Here is a 20,409-nt window from a genome sequence, read left to right as displayed (position 1 = left end):
GGCTGTGGGTGCGAGGCGGAGCGTGACCTCGCAGTCGCCGAAACGGGGGTCGGGGCGGGATGTCACGGTCCAGCCGTCCGGCGTTCCGGCCGCGGTGGATCCGATGGAACCTGCGAGGCCGGTGAGAGCGAACTCCACGGCACCGCGCTGGATACCACGGGCGACCTCGGGATGACGCTGCCCCAGGATCCGCAGCGGACAGGAGCACACCCGGATCTCGCTGGTACCGAAGATGCTGCTCATCGACTGGATCTCGAAGCCCAGCGCGGTGAGGACGGCAGCTGCGGCGTCCAGCGGATCGGCGGCGTCCAGCGCAGAACCGACTGGAGAATCGACCGCAGAACCCACCACACTGGACGCCCAGATCCGGCCCGCCTGTGCGGCCCGTTCCTCACGCTCGTCGTCGGTGTCGGCGAGCGCTTCCACAAGGGCGATCAGCAGGGTGTCGGTCGGTGTCGCAGGAGCCGGACGGTAGCGCTTGCGAGGGCGGCCGCGCCCGTCAGTCGTATCCGCCGACTCTTCGACGATCTGGCCGGCGTCCAGGAGTTTGCGCAGGTGAAACCGCACGGTCGACGGATGGAGGTCCAGGGTGTCGGCGAGCTCGGCGGCGGTCACGGCGTCCCCGGTGCGGGTGTGGGTGTCCTCGACAGCGGCGAGGACGCGACCGCGGGGCGACGGCTCGGTGACGGAACTCATGTCATGATCCTGCCCCCTCACTCATCGGAGTCGGAAACCGGGGCATCTGCGCCGCCGTGCAGCACGAGCAGGGTGACGGTGGACGCCTCGGTGGCGGTGAGGGAGTGGACGCGCCGGGCGGTGACATTCAGCGCGGCGCCCGGGGCGAGCTCCACGGTGGCGGCGTCCTCCCCGGAGAGGTCGGCATTGTCCGGACCGGCGACGGTCACCTCGACACGGCCGGACTGTCCCATGATGAGGATCGGCCAGACCGCGGAGTGGTCGGCCATGACGTCACCGGCGCGGAATGCGAGACGGACGGCGGTGACGCCCTCGAGCTCGCCCAGCTTCTTCACCGCGGGGATCGCCCGTTCGCGGCGCTGGTGGGGGCGGTCACCGGCCAGTGGGACGGTTCCGGGATGGGCGTCCAGCAGGCCGTCGACGAGGGTCCAGCCGTCGCCGGAACGGTCGTCGACGAGAGCGTCCGCGGGGACACTGCCGGGGGTGTCACTCATTGTCTTCTCCTGTCGGGTTCTTCGTTGCGACGACGGCGATGGCCGCGAGGTTGTCGCTGTACCTGTTGAAGACCTTGCGCATCCCGAGGACGCGCCTGCGGGCGCCCGGATTGCGCAGCAGGTTGACCACGATGGTGGCCACACCCTTCAGGCCTTCATCGGCGAGGTTGCGCCGCGGCTTGAGCAGTTCCATGCCGTTGTGCTGCACCGACTCGACCGTGAAGCCGTGGGAGGTGAGCAGGTCGGTCCATTCTTCGGTGGTCAGCGGGCGGGCGTTGACCTTGATGGAGCGGGCGAGGGCCTTGCGGATCTCGGTCTTCGCGTCGTCGTCGAGGGTGTCGGGCTCGAGGCAGAGCTCGTGGATGGCGTAGCGGCCGCCGTCACGCAGCACGCGGTGGGCTTCGGCGACGATGGCGTCCTTGCCCTTCGCGCCCTGCATGGTGAGCATGGCTTCGCCGAGGACCACGTCGGCGGAGTCGCAGTCCAGGCCCGTGGCGTCCGCCTTCGCCTCGGTGACCTCTCCGGTGTTGCCGATGGCCTGGTTGGTCAGGGTCACGGCCTCGGCGTCCTCGTCCACACCGCGGTAGGACGCCGGGTGGGTGTCGAGCAGCAGCTTGGCGGTCTTGCCGAGACCGGGGGCCAGCTCGACGACGTCCTTGCCGGCGGGGGACGCGGCGGTGATGAGCCGTTCGGTGAGCTCCCGGCCGCCGGGGCGCAGGACGCGCTTGCCGAGCCGGGCCAGCAGCCAGTGGCCGGGCAGATCCTCGATGGGCCGTTCGGACATGGGCAGAGTGTCGGTCACAGGAACCTCCGTCGGTAGCGCCGACGGCACCGTCGGCGATGTAGTCGGCTATTTATGAGGATGATCATGCTCATAATAACCGACATGAAGGCAGGAGAACCTAAGTGTGGGATACCTCACCTGACTCCGGGGGTGGTGGCGGTCGGATACCCTTCGGACGCCCCCGTGGCGTGGTCACGGTCCGGTCGCCGGGGATCCAGAACCGCAGTGGTGCCTCGACATTCTTCGAGATGCCGATCCGTGGGCCGCTGACATAGTCCGCCGGGGACGCCGGGGGAGTGAGGGTGAAGGTGGCGTCGGTGGCGGCATCACCACTGACCACCGCCAATGTCGCGCCGTCGAGATCCAGGTCAAGGCCCAGCACAGCGCCGAGATTCCCCGGCCCGCGCCCCAGTGCCTCATCGGTGGGAACCACGGCCACCCCGTCCTTCACCTTCCTCCGTCGGCGCCGCGCGACCTCCAGCCCCTCGACCACGCGCCCGGCCCGCATGAGTACCCCCGCGCCGGTCCCCGCCGGCCGGCACACGATATTGCCGGCCCGGTGGATCCCGTAGCTCGCGTAGACGTAGATGTGCCCCGGTGGGCCGAACATCGTCGCACACCGGGGCGTCCACCCGTTGGCCGTGTGGGACGCCGGGTCCCCGACCCCCGGATATGCCTCGACCTCGGTGAGCTGCACGGCGACTGTGCCGGTGCCGCCGACGCCGTCAGGAGTCACCCGACGCAGCACTGCGCCGAGCAGCTGCGGCGCCACAACCTCGGGGGACGCGGTGAGGTCGAGCATGCTCAGCTCCGAGAATCCTGCGTGCCCTGCACATCCGGCGAGCTCTGCGCGATCCGCAGTGCAGACACCGCCGCCCCGTCCGTCTCCTGCAGCATCAGCGGATCGGTGCGCGGCATCGGCGAGATCGTCATGTCCGCCCGGTAAGCCAGCAGCGGAATACCCAGCATGTGGACCCGCGGATCCACCTCGCCGTCCGGGTGCACCAGCAGACCTGTCGCCAGATCCACCTCCGGCGCGGTCGTCACCGAGCCGTCGGCGAGAGTGAAGGGACGCAGCCGCCCCTCGAGCCGCAGCTGCCGGGTCAGCGGATCGGCCGAGGTCCGGGCGTCCGGCTTGTGCAGCCAGGCGTCCACCAGCGTGGTGGAGAACACCGCCTCGTCGCCGGTCGTCGGCGAACTCATGGCGAAGGCCGGCTGCTCCGGATCGACGACCAGGGTCGGGTGGGCACCGAGGAAGCGCACATAGCCGGCGTCCAGCAGGCAGAGCAGTTCGGCGGTACGGAACGCAGGCGGTCCGGAGCCGACCATCTGGCCGACGCGCCGCAGCTCGGCGTACTCCGCGCGCCGTGACCGGGTGGTGAACCGGCCGGGCTCGTCGGCGACCTGGGCGGGCTTGCGTGCCGCACCGATGACCTGCAGCCCCGCCTTCACCGCGGAATCCTGGCCGAGGTTCGCCTCGTGGAGGTCGGCGGCGAGCCGGTCACCGAGGAAGGTCGTCAGTTCCGCGATCGTGGAGCCGGAGAAGGCCGCCACCGGATCGGCGTAGAAGCCCAGGTCGAAGCGGTCGTCTTCCGGGACCAGGGCCTGCAGTTCCGGGTAGGTGTGCAGTCGCCACGGGTCCAGTGCCGGATCGTCGACCACGGCCAGGACCTCGGCCAGCCGGTCGGAGTCCTCGGCATGTCCCGGGCAGCGTCCGCTGAACAGGACCGTGTAGTAGGCGGCCTGGGCGTCCCGCAGGATCGCCGGCCACAGGGTCTCGCCGAAATCGACGGACCCCGCCGGGGCGTCCTCCGCAAGTGCGGCCAGCGCAGCCCGGAACCGTGGCATCGGGGCCGGCGACGGCAGTGCGTGGAGCACAGGTTTCGGCTGGTAGGGGTAGCCGTGGTGGGAGGCGACCACCAGTTTCGGCTCGCGTCCGGACGGCCGGTAGGCCAGGCCCGAGCGGGAGGTGGCGTCCGTGACGAACTTTCCGCCACGGTCGATGGTCACCATCGCCATGAGGTCGAAGAACCCCATACCCAGGCCGCGGACCACGATCTCTTCACCCGCGCCAACGGCATCCACCGCCTGGTCGGCCGGGTTGCCGGGCCGGACCCAGTGCAGCGTGGGGTGCATCTGCACGCTGGTGGCGGTGAACCCCTCCAGCGCGTCCGGCTCATTGCCGGTCCAGCCCAGCGCCAGCACCGTGGCGTCCGCCGTGAGTGTGACAGGGGAGGACGCCAGGTGGGCGGCGTCTCCGCTGGTATGGTGCTCCAGGGTGATCTCGTCGCGGACGATCCCGTCATCCCCGGTGACCTGCGTGATCTCCGTGGCGCGGGCCTGGTGGACCTCGACCTTCAGGCTTTCGGGGGCGCTTGCCAGCACCACCGACAGGACCCAGCGCAGGTACTCACCGTAGAGCGCACGCGACGGGTGGGACTCCGGCTCCGTCGCCGCGATCTCACTGTGGAACTCGCCCCGGACCATCGCCGGGTGACCGCGGAACAGGGCGGTCTTCGCGCCGTTCGGATCGGCCTGGTCCGGGAGGGAATCGCCGCGGATCAGGCGGATCCACTCGTACATCGTCGGACCCTCGACGACCGGCGCCGTGACCGTGGATCCGGGCTCGGTGAACAGCGTCACCGCGTCCGCCAGGGTGTTCATGCACAGCGTGCGGGTCTGGTCGGTGCGCCAGACCCGGCCGGCGCCGGGTTCGGTGTCGTCGACGAGATGGACGGTGACAGGGCCGGAGTCGGAGGCGTCACCGGGCCCTCCTGCCTCGGCCGCATGCTGTGCGGCGAGACGTTCCAGGACGGAGATGCCGCGGGGGCCTCCCCCGATGATCGCGATGGTGCCCGATGATCTCATAGCCACCCATCGTAGTCAGGCAGGGCCGGTGCTACGATGACGCCCTGAGCCTAGAACAGACAGGTCTGTACATGTCACTATTTCCCGATCGTCACCGCCGGGGACGTCGACGGCCCGCAGTGAAGACCCTCGCGGTCGTCACCGCTCTCGCCACCGCCACCGGCCTCGCCTCCTGCAGCAGCAGCGACGGGCCCGCCCCGCGCGAACTCACCTACCTCGAGTCACTGCCCTTCCAGACCCTCTACCCGCCGACCGCGGGCTACTACCCGAACGGCGGTGTGGTGAACAACATCACCGACCGCCTCCTCTGGCAGGACCCGGACACCCTCGAACTCTACCCGTGGATCGCCACCGACCTGCCCGAGATCAACGCGGACGCCACCGAATTCACCTTCCACCTGCGCGATGACGTCACCTACTCCGACGGCACCCCGCTCACCGCCGAGAACGTGGTCCGCAACTTCGACCTCTTCGGCAAGGGTGACAAGGAGCGGAAGCTGACCTCCTCCGAGCAGATCAGCACCTACGACCGCGGCGAGGTCCTCGACGACCACACGGTCCGCTTCCACTTCACCGACCCTGAGCCCGGCTTCCCGCAGGCCACCAGTTCCTTCAATGCCGGACTCCTGGCGGACGCCTCCCTCGACATGACCGACGAAGGATTCGCCCCCGGCAACGCCCGCCGCGTCATCGGCTCCGGCCCCTTCGTCATCACCGACGAGGAGCGCAACACCGAGCTCACGCTCTCCGCCCGGGAGGACTACGCCTGGGCTCCGCCGGAACTCGGCAACCGGGGCGAGAACACGGGACGTCCGGACCTGGACACGATCCACGTCGTGGTCGCCAAGGAAGACAGCGTCCGCGTCGGCGGTATCCGGTCCGGCCAGGGCGACGTCGCCCGCCAGATCGAGGCCCCCGAGGAGAAGCACCTGGAGGACGCCGGGGTGGACATCCTCTCCGCACCGACCTCCGGGGTGAACAACCAGATCGCGCTGCGGTTCCGCCACCCGCTGCTCGAGGACATCCGGGTCCGCCAGGCGATCATCGCCGGAGTCGACCGGGAACGCATCCTGACCTCGCTGTTCTCGGAGTCCTACCCGTTGGCGACCTCGGCCCTGGCGTCCACCGCCATGGGCTACCGCGAGCAGAAGGACGCCTACACCTTCGACCCCGAGCGCGCGAAGGAGCTCCTCGACGAGGCGGGCTGGGTGCCGGGCTCCGACGGCATCCGCGTCAAGGACGGGAAACGGCTCAGCCTCACCGCCAATGACGCCGAACAACAGCCCCGCACGCGCGAGGTCGTCACCATGGTCCAGGAGCAGCTGAAGAAGATCGGCATCGACGTGCAGCTCTACCCCGGCGATGTCGCGGCACAGAAGGCCGCGCAGACCGACATCGACAAGATCCAGCTCAACGTCACCATGGTCGGACGCGCCGACTACGACGTCATCAAGTCGCAGTACTACTCCGACAACCGCAACCAGCTGCTCAACCTGCTCGGTGATGACTCGATCGGCGACGAACACCTCGAGGAACTGCTGCGCAAGGTGTCCTCCTCGGCCACACCCGAGGACCGGGCGGACGCCTCCGGCGACGTCCAGGACTACCTGACCGAGCAGGCCTATGTCCTGCCCATGTTCGAGGAACCGCAGGTCTACGGCGTGCAGTCCTATGTCCACGGCTTCCGCGCCGAGTCCATCGGCCGGCCCTGGTTCTACCTCACCAGCGTGGAAGGGGACGAGTAGATGACCACCATGACTGTCCTCCGCCGCATCGGCGCAGCGGTCCTGGTCCTCTGGGCCAGCTTCACCCTCGCCTTCATCCTGCTCACCGCCCTGCCCGGGGACGCCGTCTCCACCCGCTACGCCGATCCCGAGCTCGGCCTCTCGGCCTCCGAGATCGCCGATATGCAGCAGGCCTACGGCTCGGATGAGCCTGTCCTGTCGCGGTACTGGAACTCGCTGACCGGCGTCCTCCACCTCGACTTCGGCAACTCCCTGCAGACCGGTGCCGATGTCATGGACTCCCTGACTGACGCCCTGCCCGGCACCCTTGCCCTGGCTGTGACCGGTTTCCTGGTTGCCCTGGTCATCGCGGTGCTCGTCGCGGTGACCGCCACCTCGTTGCCGGACAACCGGGTCTGCCGCTGGATCTCGACGACGCTGCGTGCACTTCCGCCCCTGTTCGTCTCCCTGCCGGCATTCTGGCTCGGCATCATCCTCATCCAGGTGTTCAGCTTCACCCTGGAGTGGATCCCGGTGATCCACGCGTCCAGCGTCCAGGACCTCATCCTGCCGTCGATCGCGCTGGCGGTGCCGCTGTCTGCACCGCTGGCCCAGGTGCTGATCCGCAGCATCGACGATGTCACCGACATGCCCTTCATCACCGTGGTCAAGGCCCGCGGCGCCGGTGCCCAGTGGGTGCTGTGGCGGAATGTTCTGCGCAACGCGGTGCTGCCGGCGATCACCATCGCCGGGCTGACCTTCGGCGAACTCGTCGGCGGTGCGGTCATCACCGAGGCCGTGTTCTCCCGCGCCGGGGTCGGTGCGATGACGGTGGACGCCGTCGCCAACCGAGACACCCCCGTCCTCATGGCAGTGGTCGTGCTCGCCGCGGCGGTCTACGTCGTCATCAACCTGGTCGTCGACCTGCTCTACCCGGTGCTGGACGCCAGGCTCCGCACCGGTGAGAAGGCCGGGCAGAAAGCCGGGCAGAAGACCGGCAAGAGCGGGAAGAAGGTGAAGGCATGAAGACCCTGACACGCATCCGTCCCGGCGTCTGGCTCGCCGGCTTCGTCGTCCTCCTCGCCGTCGCCTGGGCCCTGGTCCCCGGCCTGTTCGCCTCCGGTGACCCCACCGAATCCGGCACCACCGAACCGCTGCTCGCCCCGTCGGCGGACCACTGGTTCGGTACCGACGCCGTCGGCCGTGACCTCTACACCCGTGTGGTCTGGGGTGCCCGGCACTCCCTGTCCGGCGCCCTGGTCGCCGTGCTCGTCGGCATGGTCGTCGGCACCCTGCTCGGCCTGGTCGCCGGCTCGGTCCGGGGAGGACGCAACGGCTGGCTCGACACGCTCATCATGCGCATCGTCGACGTGCTGCTCTCCATCCCGGCCCTGCTGCTGAGCCTGTCGGTGATCATCCTGCTGGGCTACGGCACGATGAACGCCGCCATCGCCGTCGGTGTCACCAATGTCGCCATGTTCGCCCGCCTGGCCCGTTCCGAGGTCCTCGGTGTGGCCGCCGCCGATTTCGTCGAGGCCGCCTACGGTTCCGGCGGAACGGCCTGGTCGGTGCTGTGGCGACACATCCTGCCGAACTCGCTGACCCCGGTGCTGGCCCTCGCCGCCCTGCAGTTCGGCAGCGCGATCCTGCAGCTGTCCACCCTCGGCTTCCTCGGCTACGGCGCACCGCCGCCCACCCCGGAGTGGGGCCTGATCATCTCCGAGGGACGCGACTTCATCGCCACCTCCTGGTGGCTGTCCGTCCTGCCCGGCCTGGCGATCGTCCTCGTCGTCCTGGCCACCAACTATCTCAGCCAGGCGCTGCAGCGCTCCGGCGGGAAGGCGATCCGATGACTGAGAAGCCAGACATGAACTGGGACGACGGCTCCTGGCGTCCGGACACCCACGAGGCCTCCGGCACTGCTGCGGCGTCCGGGGCCGGCCATGCTGCCCCGCTGCTCGAGATCCGCGATCTCGCGGTGACCTACCGCACCCGCCGTGGTGGCGTCCCCGCGGTGAAGAACGTCAGCGTCACCGTCGAGCGTGGCAAGGTCACCGCCATTGTCGGCGAGTCCGGCTCCGGCAAGTCGACCTCCGCCATGGCCACCCTCGGCCTGCTGCCCGGCAACGCCGAGGTCAGCGGCACGATCAAGCTCGACGGCCGGTCGATCACCAACCTCTCCGAGCGCGAGTGGCGCAGCATCCGCGGCACCCGTGTCGGCCTGATCCCGCAGGACCCGAACAACTCACTGAACCCGGTGAAGACCATCGGCGCGTCCGTGGGGGAGGGGCTGCGCATCGCGCCGAAGGCGGTGCGGCTGTCCGCGTCCGCGCGCAAGAGGAAGGTCCTTGACCTGCTCGAACAGGTCGGGATCGACAACCCGGAGGTGCGCTACGACCAGTACCCGCACCAGCTCTCGGGCGGTATGAAGCAGCGCGCACTCATCGCCGCGGCCGTCGCGACCGAGCCGGAGCTCATCATCGCCGATGAGCCGACGAGTGCCCTGGACGTCACCGTGCAGCGCACGATCCTGGATCTGCTGGACCGGATGCGGACCGAACTCGACCTCGGCATCCTCTTCATCACCCATGACCTTGCCGTCGCCGGTGACCGCGCCGACCGGCTCGTCGTCATGCAGGGCGGCGAGGTCAGGGAGACCGGCCCGACCGACCGGATCCTCACTGACCCGCACGACCCGTACACGCAACGCCTCCTGTCGGACGCACCGTCTCTGGTCAGCGCGGTGGAGCAGTCGACCTACCGGACCGGCCCCGCGCCGGACGCCACGCCACTGCTCACCGTGGACACGCTGCGCCGCGAGTTCGGTGGCGGTGGCAGAGACTCTGACTCCTTCGTAGCCGTCGACGATGTCTCCTTCACCGTCGCGCCCGGCACGACCCACGCCATCGTGGGGGAGTCCGGCTCCGGCAAGTCCACGCTCGCCCGGATGATCACCGCTTTCCAGGAGCCGACCTCCGGCACAGTGACCCTGGCGGGAACCTCCGGTGATGCCGCTGACCTGCGTATCGACGAGTTCAGCACCTTTTCCAGGGCAGGACGCCGCGACCTGCGGCGTCGGGTCCAGATGGTCTACCAGAACCCCTACAGTTCGCTGGACCCGCGGCAGACCGTGGGCAGGATTCTCGCCGAACCGCTGCGCAACCTCACCGATCTGTCGAAGTCGCAGATCAGGGAGAAGGTCGACGCGATTCTCGACCGGGTGGCCCTGGGCTCCGGGGCGGGATCGGTGAGCGGAGATGTCGCGCAGCGGCGTCCTGCGGAGCTGTCCGGTGGTCAGCGCCAGCGCGTGGCTATCGCTCGCGCCCTGATCCTCGACCCGGAGCTCGTGGTGCTCGATGAAGCGGTGTCCGCACTGGATGTGACCGTGCAGGCGCAGATCCTCAGCCTGCTCGATGAGCTGCAGCGCGACCTCGGGCTGACGTACCTCTTCATTTCCCACGACCTGTCGGTGGTGCGTGAGATATCGGACACTGTCACGGTGATGAGCCACGGGCGGCAGGTCGAATCCGGCCTGACCTCGGAGATTTTCGAGCACCCGCAGGATGAGTTCACGGAGAAACTGCTGGACGCCATTCCGGGTCACCGCTACCGCTCCGGAGGGCTGAACCTTGGGTTGTGAAGGGTCGTTTCCGGGAGCGGGCATGGCTGTATGCCGCGGGGCGGTCTGCTGGAGGGAGACGCCGGAGCCCGCGGTTGTCGGTAGGGCAAACCGTGACAGGCAGGCCGTGACAGGCAGGCCGTGACAGGCAGGCCGTGACAGACAGGCAGTGAGGTCGGGTGGGTGGTCAGCCGGTGGGTCGGGCCGGGGTCAGTAGGCCCAGCAATGCCCGTGACTGTCGGCGTAGGACCTGCCCCGGTGTCGTCCAACTCGCCGGATGCACGGTGATCGTCGGTGCCCGGGAGGGGTCCACCTGTTCCGGAGGGATCCACAACACCCGGTCGGGACACCCTTTCGGCGGTGGGATGGTCTGCCATTTCCGTGGGTCAGTGCGGGAATCGTCGATCCCGGCGTGGGCCTCGGGGCCGACGAGGGTGAGATTCGTCAGGTCGGTGCGTCCTCCGAAGAGCCAGGACGTGATGTGGTGGATCTGTGAGAACGCCGGGGGTGTCGCCGGTCCGGGTGCGGAACTCGCCCCTTCTTCGCCGACCAGGGCGAGATACTGGTCGACCGACCCCAGCCGTCGTGACCGGCCCAGGAACAGTGACCGGCCGTGGAAGTCCATGACCTGCAGGAAAAGGTCACGGGCATCGCAGGTTTCCACCAGTTGGTCGACGGTCATCCGGACCCCGGCGTCGGTCACTGCCGTACCGGCGCGTGCGGCCAGTTGCTCGAGAGTCACTGCGGCGACGATGGTGGTGGTACCCCGTCCAGGGGCAAGTTCCTTACCACGCCCGTAACCCGCGGCTATGGCGGCGAACAGTGCGTCATGACGCCGCTGGGCGGGGTTGCGGCTATCCGCCTCAGCGGGATCCTGCACTGTGCCACGCTCTCCGGCATCGGCAGCATCGGCGTCGGCGGTGAGGTCGCCGGGGTTGGCGTGGTCTGCCATGAGCCGCTGCAGGATCGAGGCCAGTTCCGGTGTCAGGTCACCGGAGATCGGGGACATACCGTCATCACGCTGTCGGCCGATGGTGACACCGCGGAGGCGGGCCCGGTCATCGTCGGTGTAGGGTTCGTCGATTCCGGCGATGCCCATGAGGAACGGACGTAGGTCGGCCACTGCATCAGGGCCGGCAGTGCGGACCAGCTCGGCGACCGGGGCGTCGGCGGCGGTGGCGACGCGGTCCTGGACCTCGTGGGGCAGGGCGCGCAGCAGGCGGTCGAGGCGGGCGACAGGCTCGGCGTCGAGGACGCCGTCCCGGACAGCGTCGCCCAGGACGGGAAGATGCGTCGAGGTCGGTACCGCGAGGTTCGTGATTTCGGTGGTGGTTATCCGGTCTGCGGCAGCCACCCTGGTCTTCGCTTCGCGGAGAGTGAGCCCGAAGGTGCGGGCGAGCCAGCGGGGACCGCGGGGTCCACAGGGCATGGCGAAGTCGGTGCGGAGACTGGTGACCATCGCTGCGTCCGCGGCGGTGAGTTTCCGACGGGAGCGTTCCAGTCGGCGGTAGAGCTCCTCTCGCTCACCTGTGCTGATGCGTGACCATGTGTGCTCTCCCTGGGCGAGGATAATCTCCACGGCATCGTCGAGTGCGGCGACGGCATTGACGAGGTCGGCTGTGCTGCCGAAGGGAAGTGGTGCGATTTCTTCCTGGATGAACTGGCCATCAGGCAGATCGGACCAGGGGTCGGCGGTGGTTGTTCCGGTCGTGTCGTCCATGGTCTTCCCCTCCCCAGAGATGCGGTTTCCGGATCCTGTGCTTCTGACAATGATAGTACACCCGTTCGACTGGAATGGCAACGTTTCGGGGAAGAATACTTTCGGGATGAAGCCACCGGTCCACGGCAGCCACGGGTCCCTGACCTTCCTACCGGGAGGGGGCTACCCTGGTCACCATGACTACCGAGTCCGCCGCAGGCACCACCACCGACTCCGCCGACATCATCGACTTCCTCGCTGACCTCGACCCCACCTCCGAGGTCTCCGGCCCGGTCGCGCGGCTGCGGCATAACCGCACCCAGGCCCGGGACAGTGCCCAGCAGTCCTTCCGTGCCCTGTTCGAGCCGGAGACCCCGGGCGACTTCACCCTCGCCGAGCGCTACGCCGTCGCCGCCTTCGTCGCGGGCCTGCACGGTGGGGCGACCGCCGCGGCCCGGGCGACGAGCCTCTACACCGACCTGCTCGTCGACGAACTCGACGGCAATGCCACCGAGACTGAGACGAATGCGCTGATCACCACCCTCGCCGCCGTCGTCTCGGACGCCCGCGCCCACGTCAACGCCGCTGGGGTGCCGACCCCCTACGGCGTCTACCGGGAGCCGGACCTCGCCGACGAGTCCGTGCCCGGCCCGGAGTTCCACCTGCTCGAGGCGCAGAAGAAGATCCTCGGGTCCCGCCTCGCCGCAGCCCTCGAGTTCACCCATCTGCTGGTCCTGCACCCGCGCGACTCGCGCGCCGAACGACTCCAGCCACTGGCCGACGCCGGGTGGTCGCCGACCGAGGTCGTCCGCCTCGGCCAGCTCGTCTCCTTCCTCACCTTCCAGATCCGCACCGCCCACGGTCTTGGCGTCCTCGCGACGAAGTTCGTGCCGCAGGGGGATGTCCGCCGGCCCGGTAAGCATGCCGGAGCCCGGCAGGCGGACGCCCCGCAGCGCCCGGTCCATGCCGATGCGGCGCCCGGCGCCGGGGTGAACGCCGGGTTCGACGTCATCACCTACCCTGACCTGGTGCGTCCCAGGGGTTTCGTGAGCCACTCGCTCGGCTGGGTGCCGTGGGTGCCGCCGGTGGAGGAGTCTGATCTCACCGAGCGGCAGAAGGTGGCGCTCGTCGATCCGCTGCGGGCGAAGTCGGAGTACTTCCGCCTGCTCGCCCGGGATCCCGAGGCACTGGAGGCCCGTACGCTGACGGACAAGGACATCTTCTACAACGTCACCGACGGGGCAGGACGCGCCGAACGCGAGCTTTCCGCCGCCGTGACCAGCAGGTTCAACGGCTGCGTGTACTGTGCCTCGGTGCATACCGGCCGCGCGATCGCGGAGTCCGCCGACGATGAGGATGCGGCCGCCAAGGCCGACGCCATCCAGCGGCTCTGCGATGAGGGTGTCGCTGCCGACCTGGGGTCCGATCTCTGGAACGCCATCCGCGACGCCTCGGTTGCGCTGGCGACGGTGCCGGTGCGCTTCGGTGCTCCGCACGTCACCGCGCTGCGGGATGCCGGCCTGTCGGGCGGGGAGATCATCGACGTCATCAATGCGGCGGCCTTCTTCAACTGGGCGAACCGGCTGATGCTGTCGCTGGGCGAGCCGGAACTGCCGAAGCGGTTCCGCTGATAGTCGGTGCAGTCCGGCCGGAACGACTACGGGGAGAAGTCATGTACCTGGGTGGGGGAATGACTTCTCCCCGCTCGTAGTTCCACGTCGTTGCCCTTCACATGACGGGTATGTAAGGTTAGGTAAACATTCCTTTTCGATGGTGACGGTGGTCTGGTGAGGGGGGCTGCGGGCGGCTGATGGGCAGGATCACTCCGGAGAAGGAAACAACGTCAAGAAGGCAGATTTCCTGGCGGCAGCAGCTGGCATTCAGTTCTTGGAGCGCGGACTGCATGAATACAATGCTGCCGGCTTGTGGGATCATTATTACGGAAATACCGGCGAACTCTTCGTGTTATCGAGTGCAGTTGTTGACCAGTGGATGGTAGAGATGAATACGGACTACGACGGGGGTGGCCCCGGAGAATTCGTGGATCCACCGGGGCCACTGGTTCTCATGGACAGGGAATATGCGATAAATCGAGCGGTGCAGATTGCAAAGGGTCGTGGGGGGGGCATCGCTGAAATATACGTACTCCTCCAGATGGAGATTGACTGCCGGGATCAGTGGCGACTATGTGCATTCTCTTGGGCGTCATAGTTCTTCGACATCGACAACGGTTATTGCACGGCCGTACCCCAATGGCGTCACCTATGTTCAGTTTGAGCAGGTTGTCTATTACTTCGATCACTATGATTTTGCCTACCACGATACTCGGTGGGGACGTGGCAGGAGAACATGGTGAATGTTGCGTACGAGGGTATGAGACTTGGAATTGCCAAACCATTTGAGGTCCAGGGAGAGAGTGCCCCTGTGACCGGTTTTAGGGCAGTCTAGGGACGGTGAGGTTCTGCAATCTTGATGACCCGGACAGGCGTCGCGATGCACGGGTCTCACTGTGGACAGTTTTGGCGGTTGTCCTTGTCTGCACCGGACTGGCAATTGGCTGGTGGGCATCTGATCTACTGAGTGACCGCTATCGCATTTTTCTTGAGGGCGTTTTTGGTATGGTTGATCGGCGAGACGTCAAGGTATCAAGGAATCCGCTGACGGGTGAAGGAATGCTGCTGCTACTCCTGTGTTCGGTCCCGCTCGTCGGCTATGTCGTGGCCTGGGTTGCCTGGGTGGTGCGGAGCCCTGCGGTGGGGAGGTTTAGCGATATGTGGAAACTGGTTTTCCCCGGTATTCTTGTGACGTTGTTCCCCGGCGTACTTCTGTCGTCCATCGGAGAGTGGCTGCTCATTGACGCGTGAGGATTTCACGGGAATCTTGGACGTCGGAATCGCGGCACGTGTCCTGGTCTGCGCGACAGTGCAGCGGTAACGCCAGCGGCTGTGGATTGGGTGGGCGTACCGTGGTCCGCATGACTGACACCCCCGATCTATTCACTGACGCCCTGCCTGTCGTTCTCGGCGGCAACACTTTCGGCTGGACCTCGGACACCGAGGAGTCACATGCCGTGCTGGATGCCTTCGTGTCCGGCGGCGGGTCGCTCATCGACACCGCCGACATGTACTCCCAGTGGGCGGACGGGCTGTCCGGCGGGGAATCGGAGAGCGTGCTCGGTGAGTGGTTCGCGGCGTCCGGAAAGCGCTCTGACGTGGTGCTCGCCACCAAGGTCGGTGCGATTCAGTCGGCGCCCGGCCTGGAGCGCGGCGTGGTTGACCGGAACCTCGACGACTCCCTGGAGCGGCTCCGGACCGACGTCGTGGACCTGTACTACTACCACTACGACGACGAGTCCGTGGGCATCGAGGACCAGGTCGCCACCGCTGCCGCGCTCATCGAGTCCGGCCGGGTGAAGCGCATCGGGCTGTCGAACTACCCGCCGGAGCGAATGCGTGAGTTCCTCACTCTCGCCGCCGGTTCCGCTGCTGTCCCGGCCGCGATCCAGCCGCAGTACAGCCTGCTGGCCCGTGCCGGCTACGAGAACGACTACCGGCGGCTCGCCGAGGTCGCCGGCGCTGCGGTGTTCTCCTACTTCTCCCTGGCCTCGGGCCTGCTCACCGGCAAGTACCGTTCGGCCCACGACATCGCCGGCACCGCCCGCGAATCCATGGTCTCCGGCTACCTCTCCGGGCACGCCGACCCCTTCGCGGTGGTGGAGACCCTCACCACCGTCGCCGAAGGACGCCGCGTGGAGCCCTCCTCTGTCGCCCTGGCCTGGCTGCGGGCCAAGGGTGTGACCGCGCCGATCGCCTCGGCGCGCACCGTGGAGCAGGTCGCACCGCTGCTCACCAGTGCAACCGTGGACCTCGACGAGGACGAGGTCGAGGCGCTCGACGAGGTGTCCGCCGCCTTCTGACATGCGTTGATCCGTGAGTTTTTCCGGTGCGCCAGAGCCTACGCGTCCTCCATCACGACTCGGAACCGTGTGCGCCATCGGGCTCGGTACAGTGCCATCCGGCTGTGACGGTTTCTCGTGGGAATCGACACAGCCGGATGGCGCCAGGATCTGCCGGATGGCGTAGTCCGAGCCCGGACCAGGGCAGGGGCTCATTCCAGTGCGCCAACCACCCGTTCCCGGAGCTTCTCAATCTCCGCCATGGACGCCAGGTTCCCCGCGGTGACCCGGATGACGCGTCCACCACCGTGCTGTAGGGCGGCCAGCACCTCCGAATCATGGTCGCGCTGCTCCCGCTGCCGGTGATGGACCCCGTCGTACATCAGGTGCAGGCCCCGCTCCTCCCACCCCAGGTCACTGACCGTGAGAAGCTTCCCGTCCTCCTTGAACACCGGAATCTGACTCCGCAGCCCCGGCGCCAGATCATTGACGGCCAACCGCAGCAGCGTCTCCTGTGGGGACTCCGCCCCGACGTCGGTACTCCCGAGAACAGACGCCGCGAACATGACATCCACCCCGCCAGGGACTCTGAGCTTGCGGGGGTCTGCAGGTGACACATTTCCGATGCTCTGATGAAAAGCATCACTGACCTGGACACACCGTATGAAGTCCGGGGTGAGGTGCGATCGTATCCTGCTGAGGTCGGGAACCTTCCACCGTTGCTCCCGCGAGGCGTCCGGGACGCTGACGGACTCCAGCATGTGCGAGAGGGTCGTGTGTGCATCGGCGCACTTCAACTTCCGGTGATCCTCGTGCACGGGTACTGCTGTCGACCGGTGCAGGTCGAGAAGCCGGGTCGGGTGCAGCAGCACATGATCCGGCGCGCCGGTACGTCGGGTCCCCGTCGACGTGAGAAAGGCGAGCAACTCCTCGTCGACGAAATAACGCATCCCGTAGAAGGATGCTGCGGCGAACCCGGTGGCGATCCGCCCTGGATGACGGATGAGGTGGGCAAGAGCGAGGGTGGCGGGGTGCACGCGTCGTGCCCGTGGGAAATCCGAGTCGGTTGTCGCCGGGAGAAGTTGGTTCACGTGGACGTACATGCCGTAGTCCACCTTCACCCAGTTGTCGCGGAGACCGACCCTGGTAACACCTGCCTTCTTCAGTTCCGCACTTGTCCGTGGCCGGTAGTTCGGTAGCGTCGCGGATCTGTTGCGGTGACGCCATGGAATCCGGCCGATGTACCAGTCGCTCGGCCGACATTCGTACTCCAGTGGCAGGAATGATCCTCCGATGGACGATCCTGTGCGGGTTGATGGTGCATGCCCTGATGGTGTGTGATCGCGGGCCCCTGCCCCCGACTCTCCCCCGATAGTCATGGTGACAGTCAACTACACCGTGACGCGTTCGTCTTCAGAACGTCAGACTTGAGGCGCTCCGCGCGTGTGACGCCATTCGGCTGTGTCCAGCGCCATCCGGCTGTGTCGATTCTCGCGAGGAACCGTCACAGCCGGATGGCGCTGAACCGAACCCGATGGCGCAGACAGGGAGGGGAGTGCGTGAGGGCGAAACAGGAAGGGGAAACGCACGCAGGGCAGGACGCAGGGCAGGATGCACGCGGCACGCGGCCCCACGGCGGAAGCCGCCACCTACCGCTTCGTCACGAGGCCCCGCCCGATCAGCCGGGTGACCAGCAGGTACCCCGGCCGGGTGAAGCGCTTCGAGTACCAGCCGAACAGCCGCCACGCCGTCCGGCGCCACGACGAGCCGCCGTGGTCGCGGTGCAGGTCGCCATGCCCGGCATGCTCACCAGTCCCGCCGCGGAGACGGTGAACACCAGCTGTCCACCGACGGTGATGCCGGCACGGCGGGCGCATCGTCGAGACCGGTGAGGAGGACAGAGGCCCGGCGTCGGGGGAAGGGGTCGCCAGTCCCAGGCCCGGCCCGGAGGCCGCTCCCGTGACGAGGACGTGTTGACCGACGCTGCGCCGTGGACACCGTCACTTCATTGATGACAGCATGTCCGGAGTGTATCGGGACAGGGGTGGGTCGGTACGGTGGTTCCCTATATGACTACGTCCAGTTCCGATGGCGGCGCCCGCGCCCGCGCCCGCGCCAGCGCCACTGCCCGTGCCACTGCGGGTGCTTCAACCACTGCCGGCGCCACGCGTCGCCCCTACCGTCGGGACATCGACGGGCTGCGCGGTCTCGCCATCGCACTCGTGGTGGTCTTCCACGTGTTCGTCGGCCGGGTGTCCTCCGGCGTCGACGTGTTCCTGCTGGTCGGTGGCATCTTCTTCTTCGGCCCGCAGATCCGCAATGCGCTGAACCCCACCGGGCAGACCCTCATCCAGTCGGTCGTGCGCCTGCTCCGGCGCCTGTATCCGGCGCTGCTCGTCGTCGTCACGGTCACCCTGGCCGCCGGCTTCGCCGTCTACGCGCGGGCGCGCTGGGCACAGACCGCGGAGGACGCCGCGGCGTCCCTCACCTACCGGCAGAACCTCCACCTCGCCGACCAGGGGCAGGATTACGCGGCGGTGGGACGCGACGTCAGCCTCTACCAGCACATCTGGTCGATGTCGGCGCAGCTGCAGATCTACCTCGGCAGCCTGCTCGTCATCGTGGTGCTGGCGTGGCTGCTGAAGAGGGTGCCGCTGCGGTTCCCGGGCCTGTCGCTGCACTGGCTGCTCGTCATCGCGACGGCCGCGAGCTTCGTCTATGCGGTGCACCTGCACGGCACGGACCAGGGCTGGAACTACTACTCGCCGCTGAGCCGCTTCTGGGAGATCGGTCTCGGTGGCCTGCTGGGTATCTGGCTGGTCCACAAGGAGACCCCGACCCGCCTGGCCTGGGCGCGCTGGCCTGCGGGCGTGGTCGGCGTCGCGCTGATCATCGGCACCGGCTTCTTCCTCGACGGTGCCGACCAGTTCCCCGGTCCCTGGACGCTCGTCCCGCTCGCCGGTGCGACGCTGGTCGTCCTGGCGGGTAACCCGGTCGCCGACGGTCGCGGCGCAGAGGGTGTCTCCGCCCTGCTGGACACCGCCCCGTTCCAGACGCTGGGCCGGATCTCCTACAGCCTCTACCTGTGGCACTGGCCGCTGCTGGCATTGGCGACGTTCCAGTTCTCGGACGTCCTCGGCAACCGCTCGACCGGTGTCCAGGGCATCACCGCGACCCTGGGGACGAAGAAGGGCCTGGTCATCGGCGCCGCGGTCATCCTCATCTCGCTGGTGCTCGCCTGGGCGACGGAGAAGTACATCGAGACGCCGCTGCGTCAGACCCGCAAGCCCGCCCGCGCGTGGCTGCCGTCCCGCACCGCCGTGAAGGATGCCGTGAGCCACCGTGCCGGGGTCGCCGTCGCGGTGGTGACTGTGGTGGCGACGGTGGGCGTCCTTGCCGCGGGTCCGGTGATCCAGAACCGTGACGACGCCCGCCTGGCGGCCCAGGACGACGAGAATCTTGACCCGGCGCAGTACCCGGGTCCGCGGGCGTTCCTGGAGGACGCGCCGGTACCCGAGGATGTGGAGGTGCGCCCGGATCCGACGAATGAGGAACATATGCTCCCGCGTACCCAGCCCGACGGCTGCTACGCCCGCTTCGAGGACACGGACCTCATCCGGACCCACGACTTCAACGGCTCTGACGAGCCCTGTGCCTACGGCGACGTGAATTCCGCGCGCACCATGTACCTCGCCGGCGGGTCGCATTCCGAGCATTTCCTGCCTGCTCTGGACGTCATCGGACGTCAGCAGGGCATCAAGATCGTCCCGGTGCTGAAGATGGGCTGCGTGCTGGGGATGAGTCTGCCGAAGCTCGACGGTGAGGACTACCCGGAGTGCGACGAGTGGGACGGTAAGGCCCAGCAGTTCATCTTCGACAACCCACCCACCGACGGCGTGTTCATGACCGTCACCCGACCGACGACGATCGAGGGCGACGGCCCGGACCAGACCCCGCCGGAGTACGTCGACCAGGTGAAGAAGTTCTCGGACGCCGGGATCCACACCTGGGGTGTCCGCGACACCCCGTGGGCGATGCAGGCCCCGGGCGTGCAGGGCAACGGCCGACTCTGTGTCGCGGAGGATCTCGGCAGTGGCCCGACGGCGGACTGCGGCACCGATGAGCACTCTTCGATGGCTGAAGTGAACCCCGCTCTGGTGGCGCTGGCGGGCCTCGACGTCTCCGAACTCGACGTCACCGCCGCCCTGTGCCGGGACGGACGCTGCCCGGCGGTCATCGGCAATGTGCTGGTCTACCGCGACGGTCAGCACTTCAGCGATGTCTTCTCCCGGATGCTCGCCCCGGAACTGGAGCGGCAGATGTTCGACCCGGCGGCGGTCGCCGAGATGGAGGCGGCACAGGTCGCGGCGGTCGAGGAGGCTGGGACGACCGGTGCCGCTGCGGCCGGACCGACCGCCAAGGACGTCTTCCGCATCCCCAAGTCCTGGGAGGCGGAGGACCTCCCGGAGGACGACGGAGAGCCCGGGGAATCTTCTGAGGACGACCCGGGGGACGACCCGGGGGACTATCCGGGGGACGACTCCGGGGAGTACCCGGACGGGTATCCCGGGGAGGTCCCGGATGCCGGGGAGTCCCAGGAGGTACCGCCCGGCCTCCTCCCGTACTAGCG

The 20,409-nt window shown here is 67.8% G+C and carries 14 protein-coding genes; 7 read left to right on the top strand and 7 right to left on the bottom strand.

Annotation, left to right across the window (positions count from 1 at the left end):
- From Q0A27_RS12150 to Q0A27_RS12130, 5 genes are all read right to left on the bottom strand, one after another.
- Positions 1-696, bottom strand: a 696-nt coding sequence (locus tag Q0A27_RS12150) for a helix-turn-helix domain-containing protein (protein ID WP_291475819.1), incomplete at its 3' end; no start/stop codon positions are given.
- 17 nt (positions 697-713) lie between these two features.
- Positions 714-1,190: a hypothetical protein gene (locus Q0A27_RS12145; RefSeq protein WP_291475818.1), complete on the bottom strand. Its 477-nt coding sequence runs from the start codon at positions 1,188-1,190 to the stop codon at positions 714-716.
- Positions 1,183-1,974, bottom strand: a complete 792-nt coding sequence (locus tag Q0A27_RS12140; protein ID WP_291475816.1) for a class I SAM-dependent methyltransferase — start codon at positions 1,972-1,974, stop codon at positions 1,183-1,185. The genes Q0A27_RS12145 and Q0A27_RS12140 overlap by 8 nt, the downstream gene beginning before the upstream one ends.
- A 118-nt stretch (positions 1,975-2,092) precedes the next feature.
- A complete protein-coding gene (locus Q0A27_RS12135; protein ID WP_291475814.1) occupies positions 2,093-2,776 on the bottom strand; it encodes a DNA-3-methyladenine glycosylase in 684 nt (227 codons plus the stop codon).
- Between the two features lie 2 nt (positions 2,777-2,778).
- Complete coding sequence (locus Q0A27_RS12130) at positions 2,779-4,842, bottom strand: FAD/NAD(P)-binding protein (protein WP_291475812.1); 2,064 nt, start codon at positions 4,840-4,842, stop codon at positions 2,779-2,781.
- A 71-nt stretch (positions 4,843-4,913) separates the two neighbouring features.
- Between Q0A27_RS12130 and Q0A27_RS12125 the strand changes: the two genes are divergently transcribed.
- From Q0A27_RS12125 to Q0A27_RS12110, 4 genes are read left to right on the top strand one after another with little or no spacing between them, the layout of a single operon-like run.
- A complete protein-coding gene (locus tag Q0A27_RS12125) occupies positions 4,914-6,587 on the top strand; it encodes a TIGR04028 family ABC transporter substrate-binding protein (RefSeq protein WP_291475810.1) in 1,674 nt (557 codons plus the stop codon).
- On the top strand, positions 6,588-7,592 hold the full coding sequence (locus Q0A27_RS12120; RefSeq protein WP_291475808.1) for an ABC transporter permease: 1,005 nt from the start codon (positions 6,588-6,590) through the stop codon (positions 7,590-7,592).
- The gene (locus Q0A27_RS12115) at positions 7,589-8,419 is read left to right on the top strand and encodes an ABC transporter permease (RefSeq protein WP_291475806.1); all 831 of its coding nucleotides are present in this window, start codon (positions 7,589-7,591) and stop codon (positions 8,417-8,419) included. The genes Q0A27_RS12120 and Q0A27_RS12115 overlap by 4 nt, the downstream gene beginning before the upstream one ends.
- Positions 8,420-8,433: 14 nt before the next feature.
- Positions 8,434-10,206, top strand: a complete 1,773-nt coding sequence (locus Q0A27_RS12110) for an ABC transporter ATP-binding protein (RefSeq protein WP_291475832.1) — start codon at positions 8,434-8,436, stop codon at positions 10,204-10,206.
- A gap of 166 nt (positions 10,207-10,372) precedes the next feature.
- Here Q0A27_RS12110 and Q0A27_RS12105 read toward each other — a convergent pair whose 3' ends face one another.
- Complete coding sequence (locus tag Q0A27_RS12105) at positions 10,373-11,905, bottom strand: HNH endonuclease signature motif containing protein (RefSeq protein WP_291475805.1); 1,533 nt, start codon at positions 11,903-11,905, stop codon at positions 10,373-10,375.
- Between the two features lie 176 nt (positions 11,906-12,081).
- On the opposite strand from Q0A27_RS12105, the gene Q0A27_RS12100 reads away from it, so the two are divergent.
- Together Q0A27_RS12100 and Q0A27_RS12095 are read left to right on the top strand one after the other, a co-directional pair.
- Positions 12,082-13,515 carry an alkylhydroperoxidase domain protein gene (locus Q0A27_RS12100; protein ID WP_291475803.1) on the top strand — a complete coding sequence of 478 codons (1,434 nt, stop codon included), beginning with the start codon at positions 12,082-12,084 and terminating at the stop codon, positions 13,513-13,515.
- A 1,343-nt stretch (positions 13,516-14,858) separates the two neighbouring features.
- Positions 14,859-15,800, top strand: coding sequence for an aldo/keto reductase (locus Q0A27_RS12095; protein ID WP_291475801.1), 942 nt, complete (start codon positions 14,859-14,861; stop codon positions 15,798-15,800).
- Positions 15,801-15,991: 191 nt separating this feature from the next.
- Here Q0A27_RS12095 and Q0A27_RS12090 read toward each other — a convergent pair whose 3' ends face one another.
- On the bottom strand, positions 15,992-16,882 hold the full coding sequence (locus tag Q0A27_RS12090; RefSeq protein WP_291475799.1) for a hypothetical protein: 891 nt from the start codon (positions 16,880-16,882) through the stop codon (positions 15,992-15,994).
- A 966-nt stretch (positions 16,883-17,848) separates the two neighbouring features.
- Between Q0A27_RS12090 and Q0A27_RS12085 the strand changes: the two genes are divergently transcribed.
- Positions 17,849-20,407: an acyltransferase family protein gene (locus tag Q0A27_RS12085; RefSeq protein WP_291475798.1), complete on the top strand. Its 2,559-nt coding sequence runs from the start codon at positions 17,849-17,851 to the stop codon at positions 20,405-20,407.
- Positions 20,408-20,409: the final 2 nt, after the last annotated feature.

It is taken from the genome of Corynebacterium sp. (genome assembly GCF_022712275.1).
In the GTDB taxonomy this organism is placed as follows: domain Bacteria; phylum Actinomycetota; class Actinomycetes; order Mycobacteriales; family Mycobacteriaceae; genus Corynebacterium.
The sequence above is the reverse complement of the archived record's forward strand: the minus strand, read 5'-3'. Positions and strand labels throughout refer to the sequence as shown.

What these genes read in the sequence shown, in the direction of transcription:
- Q0A27_RS12145 (WP_291475818.1), bottom strand. Translation starts at nt 1,190, where the DNA reads ATGAGTGACACCCCCGGCAGTGTCCCCGCGGACGCTCTCGTCGACGAC.
- Q0A27_RS12140 (WP_291475816.1), bottom strand. Translation starts at nt 1,974, where the DNA reads ATGTCCGAACGGCCCATCGAGGATCTGCCCGGCCACTGGCTGCTGGCC.
- Q0A27_RS12135 (WP_291475814.1), bottom strand. Translation starts at nt 2,776, where the DNA reads ATGCTCGACCTCACCGCGTCCCCCGAGGTTGTGGCGCCGCAGCTGCTC.
- Q0A27_RS12130 (WP_291475812.1), bottom strand. Translation starts at nt 4,842, where the DNA reads ATGAGATCATCGGGCACCATCGCGATCATCGGGGGAGGCCCCCGCGGC.
- Q0A27_RS12125 (WP_291475810.1), top strand. Translation starts at nt 4,914, where the DNA reads ATGTCACTATTTCCCGATCGTCACCGCCGGGGACGTCGACGGCCCGCA.
- Q0A27_RS12120 (WP_291475808.1), top strand. Translation starts at nt 6,588, where the DNA reads ATGACCACCATGACTGTCCTCCGCCGCATCGGCGCAGCGGTCCTGGTC.
- Q0A27_RS12115 (WP_291475806.1), top strand. Translation starts at nt 7,589, where the DNA reads ATGAAGACCCTGACACGCATCCGTCCCGGCGTCTGGCTCGCCGGCTTC.
- Q0A27_RS12110 (WP_291475832.1), top strand. Translation starts at nt 8,434, where the DNA reads ATGAACTGGGACGACGGCTCCTGGCGTCCGGACACCCACGAGGCCTCC.
- Q0A27_RS12105 (WP_291475805.1), bottom strand. Translation starts at nt 11,905, where the DNA reads ATGGACGACACGACCGGAACAACCACCGCCGACCCCTGGTCCGATCTG.
- Q0A27_RS12100 (WP_291475803.1), top strand. Translation starts at nt 12,082, where the DNA reads ATGACTACCGAGTCCGCCGCAGGCACCACCACCGACTCCGCCGACATC.
- Q0A27_RS12095 (WP_291475801.1), top strand. Translation starts at nt 14,859, where the DNA reads ATGACTGACACCCCCGATCTATTCACTGACGCCCTGCCTGTCGTTCTC.
- Q0A27_RS12090 (WP_291475799.1), bottom strand. Translation starts at nt 16,882, where the DNA reads ATGTACGTCCACGTGAACCAACTTCTCCCGGCGACAACCGACTCGGAT.
- Q0A27_RS12085 (WP_291475798.1), top strand. Translation starts at nt 17,849, where the DNA reads ATGACTACGTCCAGTTCCGATGGCGGCGCCCGCGCCCGCGCCCGCGCC.